Below are 20,918 nucleotides of genomic sequence, written 5' to 3' on the forward strand. Positions count from 1 at the left end.
GAATACTTTATCCAACAAATTATTTATTTTCAGATTTTCACGCATATAGATCATTACCCCAATCGATGGCTCAAAAGCATAGACCGTTAAAGATGGGTTGATTTTACATCCTAGAATGCTATAATATCCAATGTTTGCACCAACATCAAAAAAGGTAGTCACTTTTGCTATTAAACCTATGAATATCGTTGTATACTCAAAATTTTCGGCCTTTTTCCAAAACAGCTCACGGGTTAAATAGCTAGTTTGATTTGTTCTTAGATAAAAGGATTCATGGTTCTTTAATCCTACTTTCAATTTTCCGGAAGGATGGATCTTAATTTTGTTCGGTAAAAAAGGCGATAACAAATAGTTGACATTCCGTATCAGCCAATTAACTTTTGGAGTATAAATAACCTTGTGAAATAAACTCATTATAATAAAGGTAAACCGTTTTAATGAAGGCCAAATGTACTTAATAAAATCAATATGTTTGGGCAGTATCCGTTGGTTTCAAATAAAACATACAAGCTAATAATTACTAAGGTTACTATTCAATGCCGATGATGAACAGTGTTCAACTGTCAAGCATCGATTAATGCTTTCCACTATTTCCTTGTTCAATTGGATGAAGTCGAGGTTCCATAGATTGCATTGAAAGTATTCCTCATATCCGGGGTTCCAAGCATGACTATCTCCGCACCGGGGGGACGCAGGGTATGGGCCGATAACTGTGTAGCCACTTGCGCATTTTCCTTTATGGCGATAACGGAGAGTCCCGTTTCGGCACCTATACCGGATTCTGCCAGTGTTTTACCCTCCAATGAACGGGGTATGGGGACAATAATTAGTGCAATGCCTTCCCCGAGAACGGTCAGTTCCCGGTTTTTGGAGATGGCCAATACCGCTTCCGAGCCAAGCGTGGCGTAGCTCAATACAAAATTGGCCCCCGCCCTGTGCATAATATCGATATTTCGGGCTTCGGATATCCGGCTCACTATTTTCAATTCCTTGTGCAGTTGACGACAATAGGAAGCGAGATAAATATTCATGGTGTCGTCGTTGGTTGAAAGTATTATGGATGGAGCTTCCATGATTCCGGCGCTTTTTAAGAGATCGTAATCCGATGCCATGCCTGGGAATACTTTATGGCAAACATGGCCTACTTTTTTGCATATTTCTGGGTCTTTTTCAATCAGATTTACGAGGATGCCGTCTTTCTGTAATGATTCGGCCGCCGCAAACCCTACCCTGCCCCCTCCGATTACCAGCACCGGGTTGGGGTTTACATTGTATTCATGAAAGAGCTCGTCGATACTATTGAGTTGGTCTTTATTACCTATGATGACCAAAACACTATCGTAGGTCAGTTTTTCTGTGCCTGCTATCGGTTTCATCCTGCCTTTCTTCCAGATGGCCACAATGCTGACCCCGAACTTTTGTCTCAATCCGGTCTCCCGGATGGTCTTGGAGACCAAAGGGGTATTGTGAATGGGCAGTTCGGCGATAAAGAGATCTTCATATTGTCCTATAGGTCGGGATTTTGCATGTTGCGCATTTACCCTGTTTGCCAATTGTTCCCCAAGCCATCTTTTCACGGGAAGTACATGGTCGGCACCGTTCAATTGCAGTACATCGACCGATTCGTCATCCGTTGCTATGGCTACAATGGGAATATCGGGCGCAAGGTGCCTAACGGTGAGAATGATTATGGTATTTTCGGTGTCTTTCCTATTGACCAAAATCAATTTGGCGTCCCTGATATTGGCATGGAGAAAGGTTTCTTGACTGTCCAATTCCCCAAGTAGTACGGGAATATGCAAATCGTGGTATTCAAGTGCCTTTGTCAGATCGGGTTCGATAACGAAATAAGGCGTACCCTCTTGTTCCAATCGCTCCGTTAGGTCTCTTGCCACCACATCATACGCACATAGTAAGATATGGTTTTGTGTACCTTTAGGAACCTGTCGTGGCACCCGGTTTTTATTTTGTGATTCTAAAAGGGGGACATAAAAATGCCTTATGAAGGCAAATGGCAAAACGATCAATAGCGCAATGATTCCCGTGATTAGTACGATGATGCTGAAAATACGACCGATATCTGTTTCAAAGGTAATGTCGCCAAAGCCAAGGGTGCTCATAACGGTCAGGGTCCAATAAAAACCGGTGACCCAGGAATGATCTTTGCCCTCGACCCTTTCCATAATGACGTGGAAAAGAATGGAGAACATACAAATCACAATGCCTAAGAAGACCAAATATCGTAGTAAGACCTTAGAGTTTCTCTTAAAGTTCCTGTCTTTCAGGTAATAGGCCATCTGACTACCGACAAACTTCATAATCCGTATTTCAATTGGGATACGTAGGCGTCAATCCCAGAGTTTTAAAAGATACAATTTACGTCAGGTTTTTCTAAACACAAGAAGAAAGTGGTGACATCACTATTTTGACCAAAATCCCTATGTTTCATCGAATATCTTAGACATATCCGATTTTTTGCTTGAATGCCTCCCGAAAATGAAGGCCATACTCATAAAACCAAAAACCTAATAATCTTTGCTAAGAACCCAACGGGAATGTTTTGTGAACTTTGTCGATCTGTACCCATGGCTGGGAGTACTGTGGATACTTACGTGGCTCCGAAAGGACTGGCCCTGGACAACATATTCGTCCAGCGGCTCTGGCGCAGCGTCAAGTATGAGCATGTCTATCTTTTCCCGGACGACGACGGACGGGAATGCTACCGGGGGCTGAGGAAGTATTTCGAATATTACAACAACGAGCAGAGGTATCAGAGCCAGGGGGACGAGGCCCTGTCAACAGTTTATGAACAAAGAAAGAGGAAGGCGGCATGATGGCACAAAAGGGAAAAACAGGGTTTTCAACAAAAACGGCGTGTTATGAGTCTCCCCCCGGACCCCCTCTTTCAACACCATCATAAAACTTATTTTTAAAGAATTATTGTCCTAAGGATGGGGGTAAGCATAATACCTCCGTATACTCTCCGCCAGCCTGCGCTTTTTGCACTGTATTGTCAGCTTTCTGTAAGGTCAATATAAAGGTCGTGCCTTTTCCTTTGCCCTCGGATGCTGCCGTAATCGTTCCGCCATGGGAGACTACGATTTTCCTTACCATATATAGTCCAAGGCCGGTTCCCTTTGTTTTTGCGTGGAAACGTTTAAAAGGGGTGAATAATTTATCTAAGGACTTCGCATCCATGCCTGAACCGTTATCAATGATAAAAAATTGCTGAAAATCTTGACCGACCTTAGTTTTGATCTCTACCACAGGTTTTTCTTGCTCCCCCATATACTTTATCGCATTATCGATCAGGTTCTCAAAAACCTGGACGAACCGGTTGCGATCTCCGTAAATATTCGGAAGCGCATCTTCAACGATTAACTGGACCTTCCGTTCCCGGAGGCGACCGATGGCCATATTGCTGGCTACTTGAATAATTTCTTTGGAATCTAAAATTTCCATTTTATTTTCAATTTTTCCCAATTTCGCAATTTCGGTAATATCCGCAATTAGACTGTTCATAATGGTACAGGACTGGGTGATATAACCAAGACATTCTTTTGCATCGGTGATTTTCCCCTCCTCAACATCCATCGAAATTAGGTCGGCCATGACCTGGATACTGTTGAGCGGACTTTTAAGATCATGGGAAACAGAATACGTAAACCGCTGTATTTCATCGTTTTTAACGGACAGCTCTTCGGCCACATCCGCTAATTTTTTCTTTTGTAACTGTAATTCTTGGGTGCGATCGTCTATTTGTTGTTCCAACTTTATCTGATGCCTTTTTATATTCCGTACCTTAAAGAAATACAGGAGATATATGATTCCCAAAAACGCAATTGAAAGCAAGGTGCGGAACCACCAGGTTTTCCAAAAAGGAGGATTTATGGTTATGGCAAGGCTGATGTCATTGGCAACCCAAACCCCATCTGAATTGGTCGATTTAATTCTAAGGATGTACTCCCCCGGATTTAAATTGGTGTAAGTCGCAGTGGGAGTATTGCCCACATAATTCCAATCCGTTTCAAAACCTTCCAAGAAATAGGCATAGTTTACTTTTTCGGGATGTCTGAAGGTGAGCGTTTTAAAGTTAAAGTTGATAACGGATTGATTGTAATCCAAAGTTATGGAATCCATCTGGCTGATATCCTTTTTGAGGATAGCGGACCCATCATTGGGCAACACAGGCTTATTGAAAATCTTTAGAACCGAAATAAAAAGTTCGGGCGCGTCGTCTCTCTTTACCACATCCTCGGGCCTAAAAATGTTGAATCCATTGCTTCCACCGAACAAAAATTCGCCCGAAACCGTTTTAAGGGCAGATTTTGCGTTGAACTCGTTAGACTGCAGACCATCTTTTATATCATAATCCAAAACAGTTTCCGTCTCGGTATCGTATTTTGCAATGCCCCGTTCGGTACCTAGCCATAAGTGTTTTCGCCCATCGATAAGTATGCTCTTTATGGCATCGTTCTTCAAACCGTTGGCTTTTGTGATGGCCCGAAAAGAGTTGCTTTTGGGAAGATATTGGTTAAGGCCCCCTTGCGTGCCTACCCATATGGTACCCCATTTATCCTGTACAATGGTATTGACAAAATTATTGCTTAATGTTCTTTGCCTATCTATATCATGGTAGTGATCGATTTTCCAGGTATCTTCCTTCGCTGTCAGCTGAAACAGCCCGGCATTAAGGGTGCCTATCCAAACGTGGCCGGCGCTATCCTCCAGTATCGTATAGGCAGAGGTAATTTCGGAGCCATCGTGGGCCGATTTCAGTATTACGTCAGTATGGCTATCCGTATCCGGAGTATATACTTGAACACCACCATTGTAGTTTATAATCCATATGCGTCCTTTTTTATCCCAGAGTAAATCGCTGATGTAATTGGATTTTAAAAAAGAATTTTGAGTATTCCGCTGGTAAAATTCTTTACTTTTTGTGTTAAAAACAATGATACCATATCCCCATGTGCCCACCCAAAGCTCATCGTCTTTGGTTTGAAGGATGGACAGCACCACATTGGCCGCAAAATTTTTATCGTTTAACGAATAATGATCGAAGGTGTCGGTAGCCCTGTTCCAGTAATTCAGTCCCCCGCCATCTGTTCCGACCCATATATTGCCGGCGCTATCCTCTTTGAATGCATTGACCAACCTATTGCTGAGGGAGCTTGAATCAAAGGGATCCGTGTTGATATGTGTGAATTTATAGTATTCGGAATCGTAAAAACTTAGCCCGCTCTTAAAACACGAAATCCACATCACCCCGTTTCGTGCACTTAAAAGCGACCAAACAGAATTGTTGGATATCGAATTGGGGCGGGCCGAACTATATTTTAAATGGGCTACATCGCCGGTAACTTTGGAGTAGATGAACAGACCGTTATTTTCCGTACCGATCCAAATAGCATCGTTTTTATCCTTTGCCAGAGATAGAATTAAGAACCCCGGACTTATGATGGTTTTTTTGATTGACATCTCCGAAGTAGGGCTTATTTTAAATTCGACTATCGATCCCTCCGATGTGCCGATAACAAAATTCATTTCATCGAATTGTGCAACACTCGTTATGTTTTCTTGTACGGGAACCTTATTGAGTATGTTCAGATCAGTATCGATCACAAAAATATTGAAACTGGATACGACCAATAGACGCTCACCGTCCAAAGGGGTCACTTTTAAAATATGATGGTTACTATGCTTGAGAATCTCTATTTTTTCGTTCGCTAGAAAGTGCCTGAATTTGCCGGTCTTCGTCTGGTAGGCGTACAATCCGTCAGATGAAGTGCCCAGCCATAATGTGTTTGCAGTCTTGGCGATCGATATGATATTCTTGGATTCGATTTCCTTTGCCGACTCCTTAAAATGATATGGACTCACGCGTTTTAGGGTACGGTCGTACACGCTCAAGCCTTGATCGGTACCGATATATAGGTCCGGACCATCTTCATATAGTGCGCCGATATATTCATCGGTCAGGCCGGTTACGCCATCTAGACTTTTCTCGAATATCTGAAAATCCGTACCGTCATACTTATTTAGACCGTTGCGGGTTCCGACCCAGATAAAACCATAGCTATCCTCTAAAAGTACGGTAGCCGAGTTTTGCGACATACCATTTTCGATATGATGAAATGTGTAGGGTTCTTGAGGCTGTGCCTGTAGGTTGGCAGCGCTACAAGTGATAAGCGCCAAGGTTAGAATCGTTGATAATCTGGGTAGTATCATTGTAGTCTCTTTGGGTATGGGCCTTATACTAACGTAATATTAGGTACGAAATTACTTTCACTTTCATAAAATTTAATAGTTGAGGGTGCTATCCTCTTTCACCAAATAATCACTGCATTTCATCGAATATCTTAGAAATATCCGATTTTTTGCTTGAATGCATCCCGAAAATGAAGGCCATCCTCATAAAAGTCAATAAAAATAGGCGATTCAAGCGTTATTTTATCGAGAATTCTTCCCAAAAAACCATCTTTTTTTAACAGAACCCATCCCGTAAAACCAAAAACCTATGAATTTTTGCTAAGAACGCAACGGGAATGTTTTATGAACTTTGTCGAAGTTATTAACCCCTTAATCGAAGAAATCATGAAATACCCCCTGACCTCCGTGATTTTCGGCACTGTTTTTACCTGTTTTAGCTATTCGGTGTCCGCCCAGGATATCCATAGCAATAGTAATCAGGATATAAACGGGCAGACCGAAAAAAGAATGGATAATTACCGTACCCTTAAAAATATGGGATACGATGACAAAGCTATCTATGAAGATCTTGGCAATGCCAATTTCCTCAATGAAGATTATGAAACGGCTCTTTTCTGGTATGAAAAACTACAGGAAAACAGCAAGCAAAATACCTTAAGTGCCAGTTACCATAAAAGATACCAACACGCAAAGCAGCAAATAGTTGCCGATAATTCACCGAACGATTCGAACAACAAAGATTGGCTAGCCATGATTCAATCGGACTATCAGATCAATGGCAACCAAATGGCGGGTGCCGATACAGATACTGGCACAAGCAAATACCGGAATCTGGATTTCAACAGAGGTTACGATATTCAGTTCGTGGAAGATCAATTGCTATCGGATGTTGATGTTGAACTCTCCGAAAGCGACCGTTCCGAAATGCAGAACAGGTATAAGGCGCCGATTACCTTGACCCCCGACGGCAACACCGCTTATTTCAGTAAACCGGAATATGTAAAGCCTATGTACGGCGTTTTTTCAAAAAAAGAACTAGTACATAAAATATATAGGGCGGAAAAGAAAAACGGACAGTGGAAAAACGCGCGGGAAGTCGCCGTGGCCCCAAAACATGCCTCCGTAATGCATCCGGCCTTGTCCGAAGATGGGAAGCGGTTGTTCTTCGCCTCCAATATGCCCGGTACTTTTGGGGAATATGATATCTATGTATCCACCATAAGTAATGATGGTAGTTTGGGTGTCGCCAAAAACTTGGGCAAAAAGGTCAACACGAAGAAAAATGACCTGTATCCTAATATAATAGAGGGCAACACGCTGTCTTTTGCATCCGAAGGCCATAGGGGCCAAGGTGGACTCGATGTCTACATGGCCCAGGTCGGCCGCGCCAATGTCAGCTTGGCCATCAATCTTGGCGACGAGATAAACAGCGACGGCGATGAGTTTGCGGTGTCCCTAGCTTCCAAAAATGGAACAGGCTATGTGATGTCCAACCGCGGAAATGGCAAGACCGACGTACAAAAAGTGGTGTTCTCTTACAACAATAATGGAAACGGACAAGGCGACTACGATATTATGGAAGCCATAAACAATTCCCAGATCGATTATACCAGTTCCCTTTTTGAGGACGAGTAATCGAACTTGACCCTACCGACCGCCAGCCGATACCTTAAGGCCCGGTCCGTATTAAACTGTGTAGCGGATGCATTGGGTCGACCTAACGAAAAACTTGAGTAAAGTTTCCCCAAGTCGACCCTATCATCCCACAGTAAAATCCCAAATACTACCCCAGATTAACCATAATTCCATTGCCATGAAAATCCCCAACAACATAAAAAATACCATAGGAATGCTCCTCTTGTTTTGCGCCGTATTAGGCCTGCAAAGCAGCTTCGGTCAAGAACAGGCCCCGGCTTTGGGTACTACGAGCACCTATCAAAACCAATTGTTCTTCAACCGATTTCTGATCAACCCTACCTTTTCATTGGTACGCGAGAACAAATCCTACATCAACATCCTACATAGAAACCAATATGCGACCTTTGAGGATAACGACCAGAACTATTTCTTAGGATTCAGCAACAGATTGAACGATCGCACCGCCTTGGGCATCAGTGTCTACAGCCAATGGTCCGGCGTTGTTCAAGAATTCGGCTTCAACGCCAATTACGCTACGGCAGTACGCTTGGGCGAAAAAAATAAACTGACATTCGGCACCAACATTACCTATTTCACCAAAGGTCTTGACAAGAACCGGATTGTCGTTGCCGATGCCGACAACAAACTCGATGAGTCGAAAAAGGAAAGCCAAATCGCCATCAAGCCGGGCGTTACGCTCTCATTAGGCCAATTCGATTTCGGTGTATATGCCACGGATCTATTTAAATATAACCAGACTACGAATGAATTCGTGACGGACCTGGGCACCAAAAGCGTTAAGGCTTCCGTACAGTATACCTACGAATTTATGCAGAACAGGGGCCTTTTGGCCAATGCCCGTTTTATGCCGCTCGTACAGGTCGGCCAAAACGAAGACGGTAGCGTCAATTATGTGGGCTCTATGCTGCTCGATCTGCCGGATTATGGATGGTTCCAAACCAATTTTGATCAAGAATACGGACTTTCATTGGGACTTGGTTTCAACCTGAGCAAAAAAATGTCCTTGGGATACCTATTGGAGAGGGATGTAATGAACAAGGAAGCCGATCTTGGCTGGAACCACGAGGTGACCCTAGCCTATACTTTGGATAGGGAACACAACGCCAAAGGTCTTTTTGCAGAGGGTTCAGAGGATGAAAAGGTCGATCGTATCGTACGAAACTACGAAGAACAGATATTGGCGCTGAAAGCCGAAGTGGAGAAAAATAAAGCGGCCAACACTAAGAGGGATGCCGTTGCGCAAGTTGCCGTAACGAACGATGCCGTGACAAAAGGTCCCGGAACAAACGGTGGCGGAACGAAGAATACCTTAAAGAACGCTGCTATAACGAATGATGCCGTAACCGAAATCGGCGACCGGGATATCATGGAGGCCATGGCGAATCTGAACGAAGCGGATGCCAATGTCCTTGCCTACGAAAACCGATTGATTTTGGACGAGCTAATACTCAGACAAGATTCCATCGATGCCGCGCGAACTACAGCTTTCGATCAGCGATTGGCTTCAATGGTCGCGGTCTTGAAAGACTCCTTGCAGCGTACCATGCAATTGGCCGAACAGAGGGATGCCCTTGTAGCAGAAGTTAAAACACCAGTCGCACCGATAGAGAAAAATTCTCCGGTAGAAAAGATTGCTCAAGTAGTGAATGCATCCGAGGCCGTTGCCGCTGCTGAGAAAACAACCGAGGTCGTAACGGAAGAGGCTTATACTCGATCAGTAAAATTCGAGCCGGTACACAAGGTATTGGGCGAAATCATCACAAAACCTGCGGTAACCCAAAATGCTGATGCCGACAACATGAAAGATGGTGTCAAACTTCCTTTCAAGACCATGAAGCAGTCCGATTTGGTCGGTGTGAAATCCGGATACTACGTGATTGCCAATGTATTCAAAAGCAGAAAATATCTGGATGCCTTTATGGGCGACCTAAAGCAAAAGGGATTGGAACCAGGCTATTTCTATAACAAAGAAAACGGATTACATTATGTCTATCTGGCCGATTACAACTATAAATCAGATGCCAAGACCGCTTATGTATCCAACATGAACGGACAGTACAATGCTGATAAATGGATTATGCAAGTAGATAACGCATCGTCTATCGTCGATAACTTTTACGAAGATCAATAGAATTACAATATTACAATATGGTTAGTGGGACCTTGTTTTTCGAAAAGAGAAATTAGGTAAAATTACAGCGGGGGAGGCCCCGCTGTTTTTTTTGTATCCCCAAAAAAGCGAATTTATTTTATCGCAAAAACCGGATGTATTACACAAAATTTTGGCAAACGACTGTATTTGAACGAAAAAACATATCAAATTCATAGGTGGGTTTGATAATTTACTAAGTTTGGTATCTAAATCATAACTAATGAAATTGATTTTGAGAAAAATTTAAACTTAGTAGAAACCCAAATCCCACACCATGAAACCCTACCTACATCTACCCCGTTACCGAAAAGAAAAGAACTCCCAAACGAGTTCACATCCTCGCCACTTCAAGGAGGAAGTTTTTATCCTATTCCATAATTACGATCGAAATCGTGTTGCTTGACGATGTTTAAAATCGTTTAGATTTAAAGCGCATACGGATGGTTTTCCGTTGAGATATTGAATTAAAACCCTGTGGTATACCTACCGCTTTACAAGGTTTTTAACCAGATATTTTGCGACGTCAACCTAGCTGCCTCTTGATTAACCTGATCAATGAGAGAGTATTTTCCTACGCCTTGATCGACAATGATTTCACGCGTTTCGATGGAATAATCAGTACCCGATTACCCCAAATCTAACCGATATGGCCCGGAACCTTTAATAGGATTCGGACTATATCACAAAACCCCACAACCATGAGTATAAACACCTTAAAGAGTATCGTTATCGACAACGACCGTTCACTTCACAACACCTATCGTGAGTATTTTGACATGTTTTTGGAATATTCGCTGGGCGACATTTATGCTTCTGTTGAAGAGGCGCTGAAGGCGTATGACACCCAATCTCCCGATATCGTTTTTATCGAAGAATCCCTGAATGGGGAATGTGGTATCGAATGCATTCAGCGTTTCAGACAAAAGGATGCCAATGTGAAGATCATTATGCTGAGCGGTCGTAACGATTTCGATCTCGTTAAAAAAGCGTTCAAGAATAACGCAAACGGCTACCTGTCCAAACCGGTTAGCGAGCGCAAGCTGTACAATGCCTTGGAATCCATTAAAAATGACGGTGCGACCATGAGCAACGACATTATCAGTCTGTTCATCGCCACGTTTCAGCGAAAATCACGCGATATTTTTTCGGAAAGGGAAAATCAGGTCATCGACTTGCTCTGCCAGGGCGCGACCTACAAATCCATCGCCGAAAAGCTGTTCGTAACGGCCAGCGCGGTCAACTTTCACGTGCAGAATATTTATTTGAAGTTGGATGTCAACTCTAAATCGGAGGCCCTGTTGAAGTTACAGCAGTTAGACTATGTGGAAAAGGCCGCCTAGTGGTGGGTCTGTTCGATCGCAGTCGCTAATTTCAAGCGTCCCGCTGGCAACGCTGGCTCGATTTCGCTAGGTTTCATAGTACGAACGCTCTTAACGTGTACATCACTTTTTTTCCTCTGTAGTAAAAAGGCCGTTTGAAAGAGCGGCCTTTTTTTATGCGTAAATAGCGGTAAAAGCTATTGATTTCGTGCTGATAGGAATAATACAATCCATATAATGTCCATCAAATGATTTTTAGGCTATCCAATTTTTCAACAATGATTTCAAACTCCGCTTTCAACTTGTCCTCGTCAATGGGCTTGTTGATGATATGCAGGGGGCCTTCGCTTTTAGCATTTTCCAGGGTCGCATAATCTGAATTTCCTGTTAAAAATACAAAGGGAATTTGGTATTTCTCTTTGATAATACCGGCCAGTTCGATACCATTCCATCCTCCGGAAAGTCCAATGTCAAGCAAAATTATATCGGGGGAGTGTTCCTTCGCCATTGCAAGGGCGTCATCGCCATTATCCGTTGAATCGAGAACTTCATGTCCGATGCCCGATAAAATTTCCTCCAAGAACATTTGTATGATAAAATTATCCTCTACAATTAATATTTTCTTTGACATAGGTTATGACATTTGTTCAATTTCCTGAAATGTTATGATATAATTAGTGCCTTTTAGCGAATTATCTTTCTCGATATTGCCTCGTAACTGTAGCGCCAATTTATGAATCAGCTTTAAACCAAGCGACTTGGTATTTCTAAAATTAACATCTTTGGGAATTCCTGAACCATTGTCGCCAATTCTAAGTTCATAAGTAAAAGTGCTTAGCTTATTCATTTCTACGGTAATGGTGCCTTCTTCGGAATCGGAAAATCCGTATTTTAAGGAATTGGTAATAATTTCGTTTACCATCAGTCCCAAGGGAATAGAGGTATCGATATTTAAAAATATATTCTTGACTTCCGTTACCAGTCCGATCTTACTTTTATCGCCCTTCATCGATATAATTAGTACATTGACCAATTCCCTAATATACTCACCGTAGTCGATTCGGTTCAAGTCATCGCTCTTGTACAGCATTTCATGTACAATACCCATTGAATTTATTCGGTATTGGCTATACCTGAACAACATTTTGATCTGTTCGTCTTTGATGAAGCTCGATTGTAAGCTTAAAAGACTGGCCACAACCTGTAGATTGTTCTTGACCCTGTGGTGTATCTCCTTAATAAGAGTGTCCCTTTCGGTCAAACGATTTTCTATAGATCGGTTCAATCTTGAAATGTTCCTGTTTTTTATATGGAGTATTTGTACCACCAGCAGAAAGAACAATATGCCTATCGATAGGGCAGCTCCGGTCTTATAAGCCTGATTCCTGAATTTTTCAAATTTTGCATCGAGGGCGATATTGTCCGGTTTGGTGTATAAGGTCCACTTTAAATTATTTTCTAGATTGATTTTCTTTGAAAAAAATAATGGATATCCATACTGATCCTTTTCGTCAAGATTTGTTCTGTTTTTTTTGTCGAGGATGTTCTCCGCCCCAAAATAGATTTCATGTTGGGAACTTACTATCCCAAATTCGATATCTTCAAAAATATCGAACCAACTTTCGGGGTCTAGATTAAGCCCTAGAAGTTCTGTTTTTCTTTCAGAATCGAAAACGGGTGTAAAAAAACGCATCGCAGGGCGATAGCGCTTTCCGATTTTATTCTCCCCGTCCTTGATATTCGTTAACGAGAGCGCAACATCTCCTTTTTTTAATCGAAGCGCTTCCTTAATATAATTTCGATTGCCCTTGAATTGAAGTTCGTCCGCACTTTCAAGCATTACGGAACCTTCGATCCGCCTGGCATTGACCAGCTCCGTTCCGGAGGAGTCTAACAGTACGGCCTGATAGTAGTTGAGATGAACCCTTAGAAACGCTACCAATTGCTGTTCCGTAAAGGACGTGGGGACGTTGTTGAAGGCATCGAGCTCGCGCAGGTTCGCCAAGAAAAGCGTTTTTCTTTTGGTGATGGTATAGAGTGCGAGCAAACGAGTTTCTGCCTGATTAAGGGTATTGTTCGCCTTTTCCTGTTCTAGCTCAAAAAGATTTTGTTTTTGGTGGGATACCCTTGTTTGAATCGACGTCCAAATAAAAAAATTCGTAATCAGAAAGAGTATCAGGGAAAAAACGGTAAGTTGGGTAGCGGTCAACTTGAATTTCATAGGGGGGAAAATAGAAGTTCGAATCGATTTTACGAAAAAATACTGCAACGATTTCAATTTGTTCTTTAGTTTGGAAATACCACATTTGGTAGTCAAAATTTATCATTTTTTGACCACCGTGATTTTGCCCAGCAGTATACAAATAACTTTTCTCGGGCCAACAATCGCAAGTATCCGGCCACACACAAAAAGTATAAATAGGTTCACAAACAAAAATCAAAAAAATAACAACAATAAATGGCATTTTACTTATAAAATCGTAATTACGGACAAATGTAGGGTAAAAATTGAGAAATTAATAAGTTTTTTATTACAAATTCAAGATTTTAGTTGAAGTTAGAAAGGCCCGGAGCATTGGCCAATGTGATAATCTGGGCTTAACTTCATACAACCTTGGGATATTGGTCGATTAAGCGCCGTAATTATTTTACTTTTGTATGTTGCCAATGGAATTTCAAACCCTTATGACAGACACCATAAAAAATCTTGAATGGCGCTACGCCGTCAAAAAATTCGATGCGGAAAGAACTCTTTCCGAAAAAAAAATCGAAGGCCTGAAACAAGCGTTCAACCTTACGGCAACCTCCTACGGACTACAACCTATTACGCTGTTAGTGCTTCAGAACAAGGCACTTCAAAACGAATTGGTGGCGTATTCCTACCAACAGCTACAGGTCGCCCAAGCATCGCATGTTCTCGTTATCTGTATCCAAAAAATCATCAGTGAGGATTACATTACAAACTATTTCAAACAGGTAAAAAAGATCAGGGGCACCAGCGATACCATTCTAAATCCCTTTAAGGATGCTATGGTCGATGATTTTTCAAAAAAGGATATTCTAGAAATCCGACAATGGGCCAAAAATCAAGCATATTTGGCTTTGGGAAACCTACTTACCATTTGCGCCATGGAAAAAATCGATTCCTGCCCCATGGAAGGTTTTGATTCCGAGGGGTACGATGCGGTATTACAACTGGAAAGCAAAGGCCTGACCTCCGTTTTGGTTTTGCCGGTAGGCTACCGGGCCAATGACGATATGTTCTCGGAATTCAAGAAAGTACGTAAGGATATTGAGGATAGTGTAATCGAGATTAGCTGAACCCAAAAACACAAAAATCAAACGCAACACAAAAGCTTAACTTGGATTTGACAATTTGAATTTGTGTTTTGAACCAACAAACCTAAAAACCCCACGGAATGCCGGGATTCGAACTTTTTGGAGATCAGGAAAGAGCACAAATACAAGATGTAATGGATTCCGGTGTGCTCATGCGCTACGGTTTCGACAGTATGCGCAACGGGCACTGGAAGGCCGTTGAACTGGAAAGGGCTTTAGCGAAGCGGATGAAGGTGAAACATGCACAGGTAGTCAGCAGTGGCACTTCCGCCCTGACCGTTGCCTTGGTCAGCGCAGGCATAGGGGCAGGGGATGAGGTCATTATGCCCACCTTTACTTTTGTGGCAAGTTTCGAGTCCATCTTAGCCATCGGGGCAGTGCCGATTCTTGTGGATATCGACGATACCTTATGCTTGGACCCCGAGGCGGTAGATAACGCGATTACAACTAAAACCAAGGTCGTAATGCCGGTACACATGTGCGGGTCGATGGCGGATCTGAAAGCCTTGAAGTCCATCTGCGACAAACACGATTTACTACTATTGGAGGATGCCTGCCAGGCTATTGGCGGTACATTCGAGGGAAAACCTTTAGGCAGCTACGGCGATTTAGGCTGTTTTTCATTTGATTATGTAAAGACGATAACCTGCGGAGAAGGCGGTGGGATTATAACTGACAACGAAAACTACAAAGCAAATGCCGACCACTATTCCGACCACGGCCATGACCATTTGGGAAAGGAGAGGGGAGCGGAAACCCATCCCTTTTTAGGATATAACTATAGGGTGTCAGAACTGAATGCTGCAGTCGGCCTGGCCCAAATAGCGCGTTTGGACGAATTTCTGGCCATCCAAAAAAAGAACTATTCCATATTGCGGGAAGCTTTGGAGGCCATCGAAGGAGTCACCTTTAGGCGAGTGCCGGAAGGTGGGGTGGAGAGCTATGCCTTCCTCAATTTTTTCCTGCCGGATACCGATACGGCCAAAAAAGCACATTCCGCTTTAGGCAAAGCTGGCGTCGATGCCTGTTTTTATTGGTATGATAACAATTGGCATTACTATCGAAAATGGGAACATCTTATCCATAAGACATCCCTTGGGAAATTGCCTCAAGAAGTTTACGATCAGCTTCCCGATTATTCGAAATCCGATTTCTCGAAGTCCGACCATTGGGTGGGGCGGAATATTTCGTGTTTGATCAAATTGGGATGGACTGAAGATGAGGTTCTGGAAAGGGCAGAGAAAATGGTGGTGGTACTGAATAATCTCGAATAATAGCCAAGCTTTAAGGTCTGTCTTTGATTTCTAACACATTAGGATTAGTGGTTCTGTTTACCTTAATTCGAAAAATAGCAATTTTCAATATTAGTGCACTTGACATGAAGCTCAACGGAAAAGTAACACTTCTAATCGCAATACTAACTGTATTTGGTTTGAGCGGTCAGCAAAATATGGATGATGACGCAGGCCTGCCCGAACTGTTCGAACAGTTCATGTACACTTCCGACAGCGCTATTTTTGAACAACATAGTTACTACAACTTTACGAACCGTTCATCCGTTAGTCCCGATATTCAACAGTTCGGTATAAAGGCGGTCTTTACCCCTCCATATTATTTTGGTCCCTGTGATATTGGTGTGAAGATTTTTGATGAAACAGTAGCGGTAGATAGCTACGTTTGGTATCCGTCGGAATCCGTTTTTAAGGGAGCCAAGGTTAATGGGATAGCCACCGAGGCAAGGGCGCTACCCTTATATAACCAAAGAGGGGGTATTTATGAAATCACCCTACGGAATGTTTCACAAAACAGTCTTGAGGTGCCCGTTCAATGGGCCGCAGAAGGCACGCTGGGTATGGAAACCGATTGGCAGTTCAATAAACCGGACTTGCAAGGGAAGGATATCATAATGGATGGGACTACCATTATGAACATCCCTTCAGGATATTATCTTGCGCAAAAGGCCAAGGCCGCCGAGATGAGTATGGTAAGCTACGGAACCGCTTTCGAACATAGCGAAAACGGTAAACTAGGAGCGCGGATTAACCTCAAATCCGGAGAATCCATCACGTTCGGAATTGTTTTCGTTTTAGGTCAAAATAACGGTAAAACGAAAAATCGGGCATCTGAAATAACTAAGGATATCGCTTCCTATGTTACCGAAACCCGGAATGGGTGGAACAATGACCTGAAAGAAATCATGCAAAAAGCACCCCGATTGGAGGGATTTTCCGATGAGATACAAAAAATGTACGACACGGGACTGTTGAGCCTACTATCCGTTACTTGGGAGGTTCCCGAATTTATTTTTTCCCCATGGATCGCGGCCTGCGGAATCGATGGCGGTGCCATGATTTCCTACTTATGGGACCATGCCTTACCGAGTAAATACGTCACCTTGTTAGCGCCCGAGGTCAGCAGAAACCACATTCTTGCCTTCGCAAAGGCCAATATGTACGATAATTACGCCGTTAACCCGGCAACAGGGGAGGGTGTTGGCCCGTTCTATTCCTATAATTATCATGGGCTTGCCCTGCTAGTCTACGATTATGTGAGTATGACCGGCGATTTTTCAATTCTCGACGAACCGGTCGACGACGGCACCTATCTTGATTTTTTATATACCTTTTGCTTAGGTGCCGAAGACCTGAATAAACCGGCGGATCTGGTGGATTACGGCTCGAACGAAAACTTGTTGGAGCTAAAGAAAACGGATGCCTACCAATATTTTACCCCAAGTCCCAATGCGGAACGATTACTGATCTATGACATGCTTACGGAACTCCATGGATATAAGGATAAAAAGACGCCCCACGATTTGATAAAAAGAAAAAAGGAGCTGTCGAAGGTATTCAAGGAAAAACTGTGGAACGAAAAATTGGGATGGCCCAACACGCTTGATCAAAAGGGAAACCCGCATGTTTGCTATTCCATACAGGTTTTTGATGCCCTACGGACCGGCGTGTATACCAAGGACATGGAAAAAGTCATCGTAGCCCATCTCAACGAAAAGGAATTCCTTTCCGATTGGGGCGTGCATAGCCTTTCTAAACTTGATGCCGGCTATGACCCGAACGATGTGGATTGGTGGGGACCGGGTATTTATACGATCGATGGTCCCGAATTGATGACCGATCTTTTCAATGCCGGTTTTTTCGAGGAAGGAATCGATTTGCTCAACCGTATAAGCTGGTGGGGCGAGCTACCCTATTATCCCCAGGCCATGCGCTCGGCAACCAGGGGATATCGCGAGGACGGCCGATCGAATTTGATTTCCGGGGTAGGGGTTTCAATGCATCTGGCTTTAGGTCTGTTCAGAATGAAAGTGACTACGGATAGTCTCAAAATTCATCCTATCGAACATGAATATATGAAGGGAGTTGCGTTAAAAGGTTTTAAAATTCGAGGGAAAACCATTGATGTCCAAGTTGGTAAAGATGGCGAGCGATATACGGTTAGCGTCGATAGAATGAAAAGGGAATTCCCTATGGATACACCTTTTAGAATGCAATTGAACTAGAAAAATGGGAAGAATGAAACAAAAACAACTTTCTTATTGCCGTATATATATAGTTCTTTGGATAACCCTTTTTTCTTTTGGAATTGTCAAAGCCCAAAATACAAAAATGCCGACCGCCGACCCCGTCGACCTCGTCTATCCCCAGCTCGACACCGAAAACTCCCGCTGGTTTTTCTTTTCTTCGGCCAGTCGCCCTTTTGGCATGGTCAATTTGAGTCCCGATACCGAAATCGACGGGGCTTGGGGCAGTGGCTATCGCTATAAAACAGATACCATCAAGGGCTTTAGCCACGTACACGGATGGCAGATTTCTGGGCTTTCGGTGATGCCGGTATTCATTTCCGAGGAAAATAAAGATGCGGTATTCACTGATTTTCATTCCAAATTTTCCCATGAAACGGAAAAAGTATCCCCCGGTTATCATTCGGTCGAACTGGAACGCTACGGCATAACGGCCGAACTGACCAGTACCAAGCGTGTAGGGTTCCATAAATATTCATTTCCCGGGGAAGGCCGTTCCGCCATCCTCTTCAACTTGAACACCATCCTAGGCCCCAGCGCAAATGTAGATGGCAAAATGGAGAAAACTGGGGACAAAACCCTTTCCGGCTCGCTGGAAATGGAACCCACACACCGGCGACCTAAACCCTTCAAACTGTATTTTAAAATCGCGTTGGATGTTGATATCGATTCGGTCCGTCAAGACCAGGAAACAGGAAATTACCTGGTCTACACGGATCCCGGCGAAAAAAATGTATTGATGAAAGCGGCCATTTCTTATACATCCTTGGAAAACGCCGCTACCAATATGGATTCCGAACTGAACCACTGGGATTTTGAAAAAACGGTCGCCGATTCCAAAAGGGAGTGGAACGATCTCTTGGGCAGAATTAAAATTGAAGGCGGTACAGAAACGGCGCAGCGCAGATTTTACACCGATTTATGGCATGCTTTACAGGGTCGAAGAACCATCAGTGATGTAAACGGCGCCTATCCCGACAACACCGGAGAAAATTTCCGGATCGGACAGCTTCCTCTTGATGAGCATGGAAAACCGAAGTTTGCCCATTACAATTCCGATGCCTTTTGGGGAGCACAATGGACGTTGAATACCTTATGGGGTCTCGTGTATCCGAACATAATGAAAGACTTTGCCCTATCCCTTTTGCAATATCAAAAGGATGGCGGACTAGTTCCCCGTGGTCCTTCCGGGGGGAATTATACCTATGTGATGACCGGGGCCTCATCAACGCCCTTTATGGTAAGTGCTATCCAAAAAGGCATATTGACCGAAGATTTGGAATCCGTATATCAAGTGCTGAAAAAAAACCATATGATCGGTGGAATCATGGCCAAGGCAGGTTATGAGCATGATACCTCATTGGGTGGCGGCTTAAAATACTATTTGGAGGAAGGTTACGTACCCTATCCCATTCCCGATGGTGATTTCGGCGGCCATCAAGATGGTGCCAGCCTCACTTTGGAGTATGCCTATCAAGACTGGACGTTGGCGCAACTGGCTAAAAAATTGGGGCACCAAGAGGATTACGACTATTTTCTGGCCCGTTCAAAAAACTACAAAAATGTGTTCGATGCTTCCACGGGCTGGATGCGCCCCAAAGATGTCGATGGCCAATGGCGGGAAGACTACGACCCTTATCAACATGAACACGGTTTTATCGAGGCCAACGGCGCTCAGGCCACTTGGTTCGTGCCCCATGATCTGGAAGGCTTGGCCGAATTGATGGGCGGAACCAAAAAAGCGATCGAGAAGTTGAACACTCAATTCCAAACGGCGGATAAACTGGGGTTTACCTCCGGTAGTTCGCACGCCCAGGAACTGCATCCCGAATACAGCCGTATTCCCATCAATTACGGCAATCAGCCTTCGATTCAGACCGCTTTTATCTTTAACCGGCTGGGCAGTCCCGACCTAACACAATATTGGTCGCGAAAAGTTACGGAAAAAGTTTTTGGTGGCCTTTCCCCGTCCACAGGGTACAATGGGGATGAAGATCAGGGCCTTATGGGAAGTTTGGCAGTGCTGCTGAAAATCGGCCTGTTCCAAATGAACGGGGGTACGGAAGAAAATCCTAGCTATCAAATCGGAAGCCCTATTTTTGGTTCCGTGGAAATCAGTCTCGATCAAAACTACTATCCGGGAAAAACGTTTACCATTAAAACTATCAACAAGAATAAAGACAACATACTAGTAAAAAGTGGTATCTTGAACGGTGAAAAAGTTGAGGGATCGACCATTTCGCATTCACAAATCACCGAAGGTGGCGAGTTGCTGTTGAAGATGGGTAGGTCGGAATAAGCATTTTGAAAATTTTATCAACTTTAATCCAAAATATCAAAGCCAGTTTACCCTGGAGCATACAAATATCTAAATCCAAATAAAATAACCACATGAAATCAAGAACACTTTGGTCAAGTTTGGCCGTAATTGCATTTGCAGTATCCTCGGTAAACGCCCAGAAATATTCAAATACCCCCCCAAAAGAATCCCCTATGCCCATGAAACCGGAAATGACCGAAATTTGGGAGCCTGAAGTCGAGGTCGTGCAACCTGGCGAGACCTTGGGCGATGCCCCGTCCGACGCCATCATCCTTTTCGATGGAACGAATCTTGACCAATGGGTAAGCGCTAAGGACGGTAATGCAGTGGCACCGTGGAAAATAGTCGATAACGACCATTTCGAGGTAGTACCTGGTT

General features: G+C 43.4%; 13 protein-coding genes and 1 pseudogene. 9 read left to right on the forward strand and 5 right to left on the reverse strand.

Annotated elements, in window-relative coordinates; all coding sequences use genetic code 11:
- Together ACEW8S_RS08705 and ACEW8S_RS08710 are read right to left on the reverse strand one after the other, a co-directional pair.
- The coding region (locus tag ACEW8S_RS08705; RefSeq protein WP_373517768.1) for a hypothetical protein at positions 1 to 297 on the reverse strand (297 nt) is incomplete at its 3' end.
- A 302-nt stretch (positions 298 to 599) separates the two neighbouring features.
- Positions 600 to 2,318, reverse strand: a complete 1,719-nt coding sequence (locus ACEW8S_RS08710; protein WP_373517769.1) for a TrkA family potassium uptake protein — start codon at positions 2,316 to 2,318, stop codon at positions 600 to 602.
- A 217-nt stretch (positions 2,319 to 2,535) separates the two neighbouring features.
- Here ACEW8S_RS08710 and ACEW8S_RS08715 point away from each other — a divergent pair, with 217 nt between their 5' ends.
- Entirely contained in the window at positions 2,536 to 2,733 is a 198-nt protein-coding gene (locus ACEW8S_RS08715; protein WP_373517770.1) for a hypothetical protein, read from the forward strand.
- A 204-nt stretch (positions 2,734 to 2,937) separates the two neighbouring features.
- On the opposite strand, the gene ACEW8S_RS08720 is transcribed toward ACEW8S_RS08715, so the two are convergent.
- Complete coding sequence (locus tag ACEW8S_RS08720) at positions 2,938 to 6,231, reverse strand: two-component regulator propeller domain-containing protein (protein ID WP_373517771.1); 3,294 nt, start codon at positions 6,229 to 6,231, stop codon at positions 2,938 to 2,940.
- 366 nt (positions 6,232 to 6,597) lie between these two features.
- On the opposite strand from ACEW8S_RS08720, the gene ACEW8S_RS08725 reads away from it, so the two are divergent.
- From ACEW8S_RS08725 to ACEW8S_RS08735, 3 genes are all read left to right on the forward strand, one after another.
- Entirely contained in the window at positions 6,598 to 7,848 is a 1,251-nt protein-coding gene (locus tag ACEW8S_RS08725; protein WP_373517772.1) for a cell envelope biogenesis protein OmpA, read from the forward strand.
- Between the two features lie 178 nt (positions 7,849 to 8,026).
- Entirely contained in the window at positions 8,027 to 10,003 is a 1,977-nt protein-coding gene (locus ACEW8S_RS08730) for a PorP/SprF family type IX secretion system membrane protein (RefSeq protein WP_373517773.1), read from the forward strand.
- 719 nt (positions 10,004 to 10,722) lie between these two features.
- On the forward strand, positions 10,723 to 11,364 hold the full coding sequence (locus ACEW8S_RS08735) for a response regulator (RefSeq protein WP_373517774.1): 642 nt from the start codon (positions 10,723 to 10,725) through the stop codon (positions 11,362 to 11,364).
- A 223-nt stretch (positions 11,365 to 11,587) separates the two neighbouring features.
- On the opposite strand, the gene ACEW8S_RS08740 is transcribed toward ACEW8S_RS08735, so the two are convergent.
- Positions 11,588 to 11,974 carry a response regulator gene (locus tag ACEW8S_RS08740; protein WP_373517775.1) on the reverse strand — a complete coding sequence of 129 codons (387 nt, stop codon included), beginning with the start codon at positions 11,972 to 11,974 and terminating at the stop codon, positions 11,588 to 11,590.
- A 3-nt stretch (positions 11,975 to 11,977) separates the two neighbouring features.
- The gene (locus ACEW8S_RS08745) at positions 11,978 to 13,564 is read right to left on the reverse strand and encodes a sensor histidine kinase (protein WP_373517776.1); all 1,587 of its coding nucleotides are present in this window, start codon (positions 13,562 to 13,564) and stop codon (positions 11,978 to 11,980) included.
- A gap of 464 nt (positions 13,565 to 14,028) precedes the next feature.
- On the opposite strand from ACEW8S_RS08745, the gene ACEW8S_RS08750 reads away from it, so the two are divergent.
- The 5 genes and pseudogenes from ACEW8S_RS08750 to ACEW8S_RS08770 all read left to right on the forward strand — a co-directional run.
- Positions 14,029 to 14,664, forward strand: coding sequence for an NAD(P)H-dependent oxidoreductase (locus ACEW8S_RS08750; RefSeq protein ID WP_373517777.1), 636 nt, complete (start codon positions 14,029 to 14,031; stop codon positions 14,662 to 14,664).
- A gap of 98 nt (positions 14,665 to 14,762) precedes the next feature.
- Entirely contained in the window at positions 14,763 to 15,956 is a 1,194-nt protein-coding gene (locus tag ACEW8S_RS08755; protein WP_373517778.1) for a DegT/DnrJ/EryC1/StrS family aminotransferase, read from the forward strand.
- 158 nt (positions 15,957 to 16,114) lie between these two features.
- Complete coding sequence (locus ACEW8S_RS08760) at positions 16,115 to 18,199, forward strand: hypothetical protein (RefSeq protein WP_373517779.1); 2,085 nt, start codon at positions 16,115 to 16,117, stop codon at positions 18,197 to 18,199.
- Between the two features lie 106 nt (positions 18,200 to 18,305).
- On the forward strand, positions 18,306 to 20,519 hold the full coding sequence (locus tag ACEW8S_RS08765; protein WP_373517780.1) for a GH92 family glycosyl hydrolase: 2,214 nt from the start codon (positions 18,306 to 18,308) through the stop codon (positions 20,517 to 20,519).
- A 92-nt stretch (positions 20,520 to 20,611) separates the two neighbouring features.
- A pseudogene (locus ACEW8S_RS08770) lies at positions 20,612 to 20,918 on the forward strand (DUF1080 domain-containing protein); the annotation flags it as partial.

Origin of the sequence: Pricia sp. (assembly GCF_041745955.1) — a bacterium.
Taxonomy (GTDB): domain Bacteria; phylum Bacteroidota; class Bacteroidia; order Flavobacteriales; family Flavobacteriaceae; genus Pricia.

Excerpts from the sequence above, each read along its gene's own strand:
- ACEW8S_RS08710 (WP_373517769.1), bottom strand. The coding sequence starts at position 2,318 with ATGAAGTTTGTCGGTAGTCAGATGGCCTATTACCTGAAAGACAGGAAC.
- ACEW8S_RS08720 (WP_373517771.1), bottom strand. The coding sequence starts at position 6,231 with ATGATACTACCCAGATTATCAACGATTCTAACCTTGGCGCTTATCACT.
- ACEW8S_RS08725 (WP_373517772.1), top strand. The coding sequence starts at position 6,598 with ATGAAATACCCCCTGACCTCCGTGATTTTCGGCACTGTTTTTACCTGT.
- ACEW8S_RS08730 (WP_373517773.1), top strand. The coding sequence starts at position 8,027 with ATGAAAATCCCCAACAACATAAAAAATACCATAGGAATGCTCCTCTTG.
- ACEW8S_RS08735 (WP_373517774.1), top strand. The coding sequence starts at position 10,723 with ATGAGTATAAACACCTTAAAGAGTATCGTTATCGACAACGACCGTTCA.
- ACEW8S_RS08740 (WP_373517775.1), bottom strand. The coding sequence starts at position 11,974 with ATGTCAAAGAAAATATTAATTGTAGAGGATAATTTTATCATACAAATG.
- ACEW8S_RS08745 (WP_373517776.1), bottom strand. The coding sequence starts at position 13,564 with ATGAAATTCAAGTTGACCGCTACCCAACTTACCGTTTTTTCCCTGATA.
- ACEW8S_RS08750 (WP_373517777.1), top strand. The coding sequence starts at position 14,029 with ATGACAGACACCATAAAAAATCTTGAATGGCGCTACGCCGTCAAAAAA.
- ACEW8S_RS08755 (WP_373517778.1), top strand. The coding sequence starts at position 14,763 with ATGCCGGGATTCGAACTTTTTGGAGATCAGGAAAGAGCACAAATACAA.
- ACEW8S_RS08765 (WP_373517780.1), top strand. The coding sequence starts at position 18,306 with ATGCCGACCGCCGACCCCGTCGACCTCGTCTATCCCCAGCTCGACACC.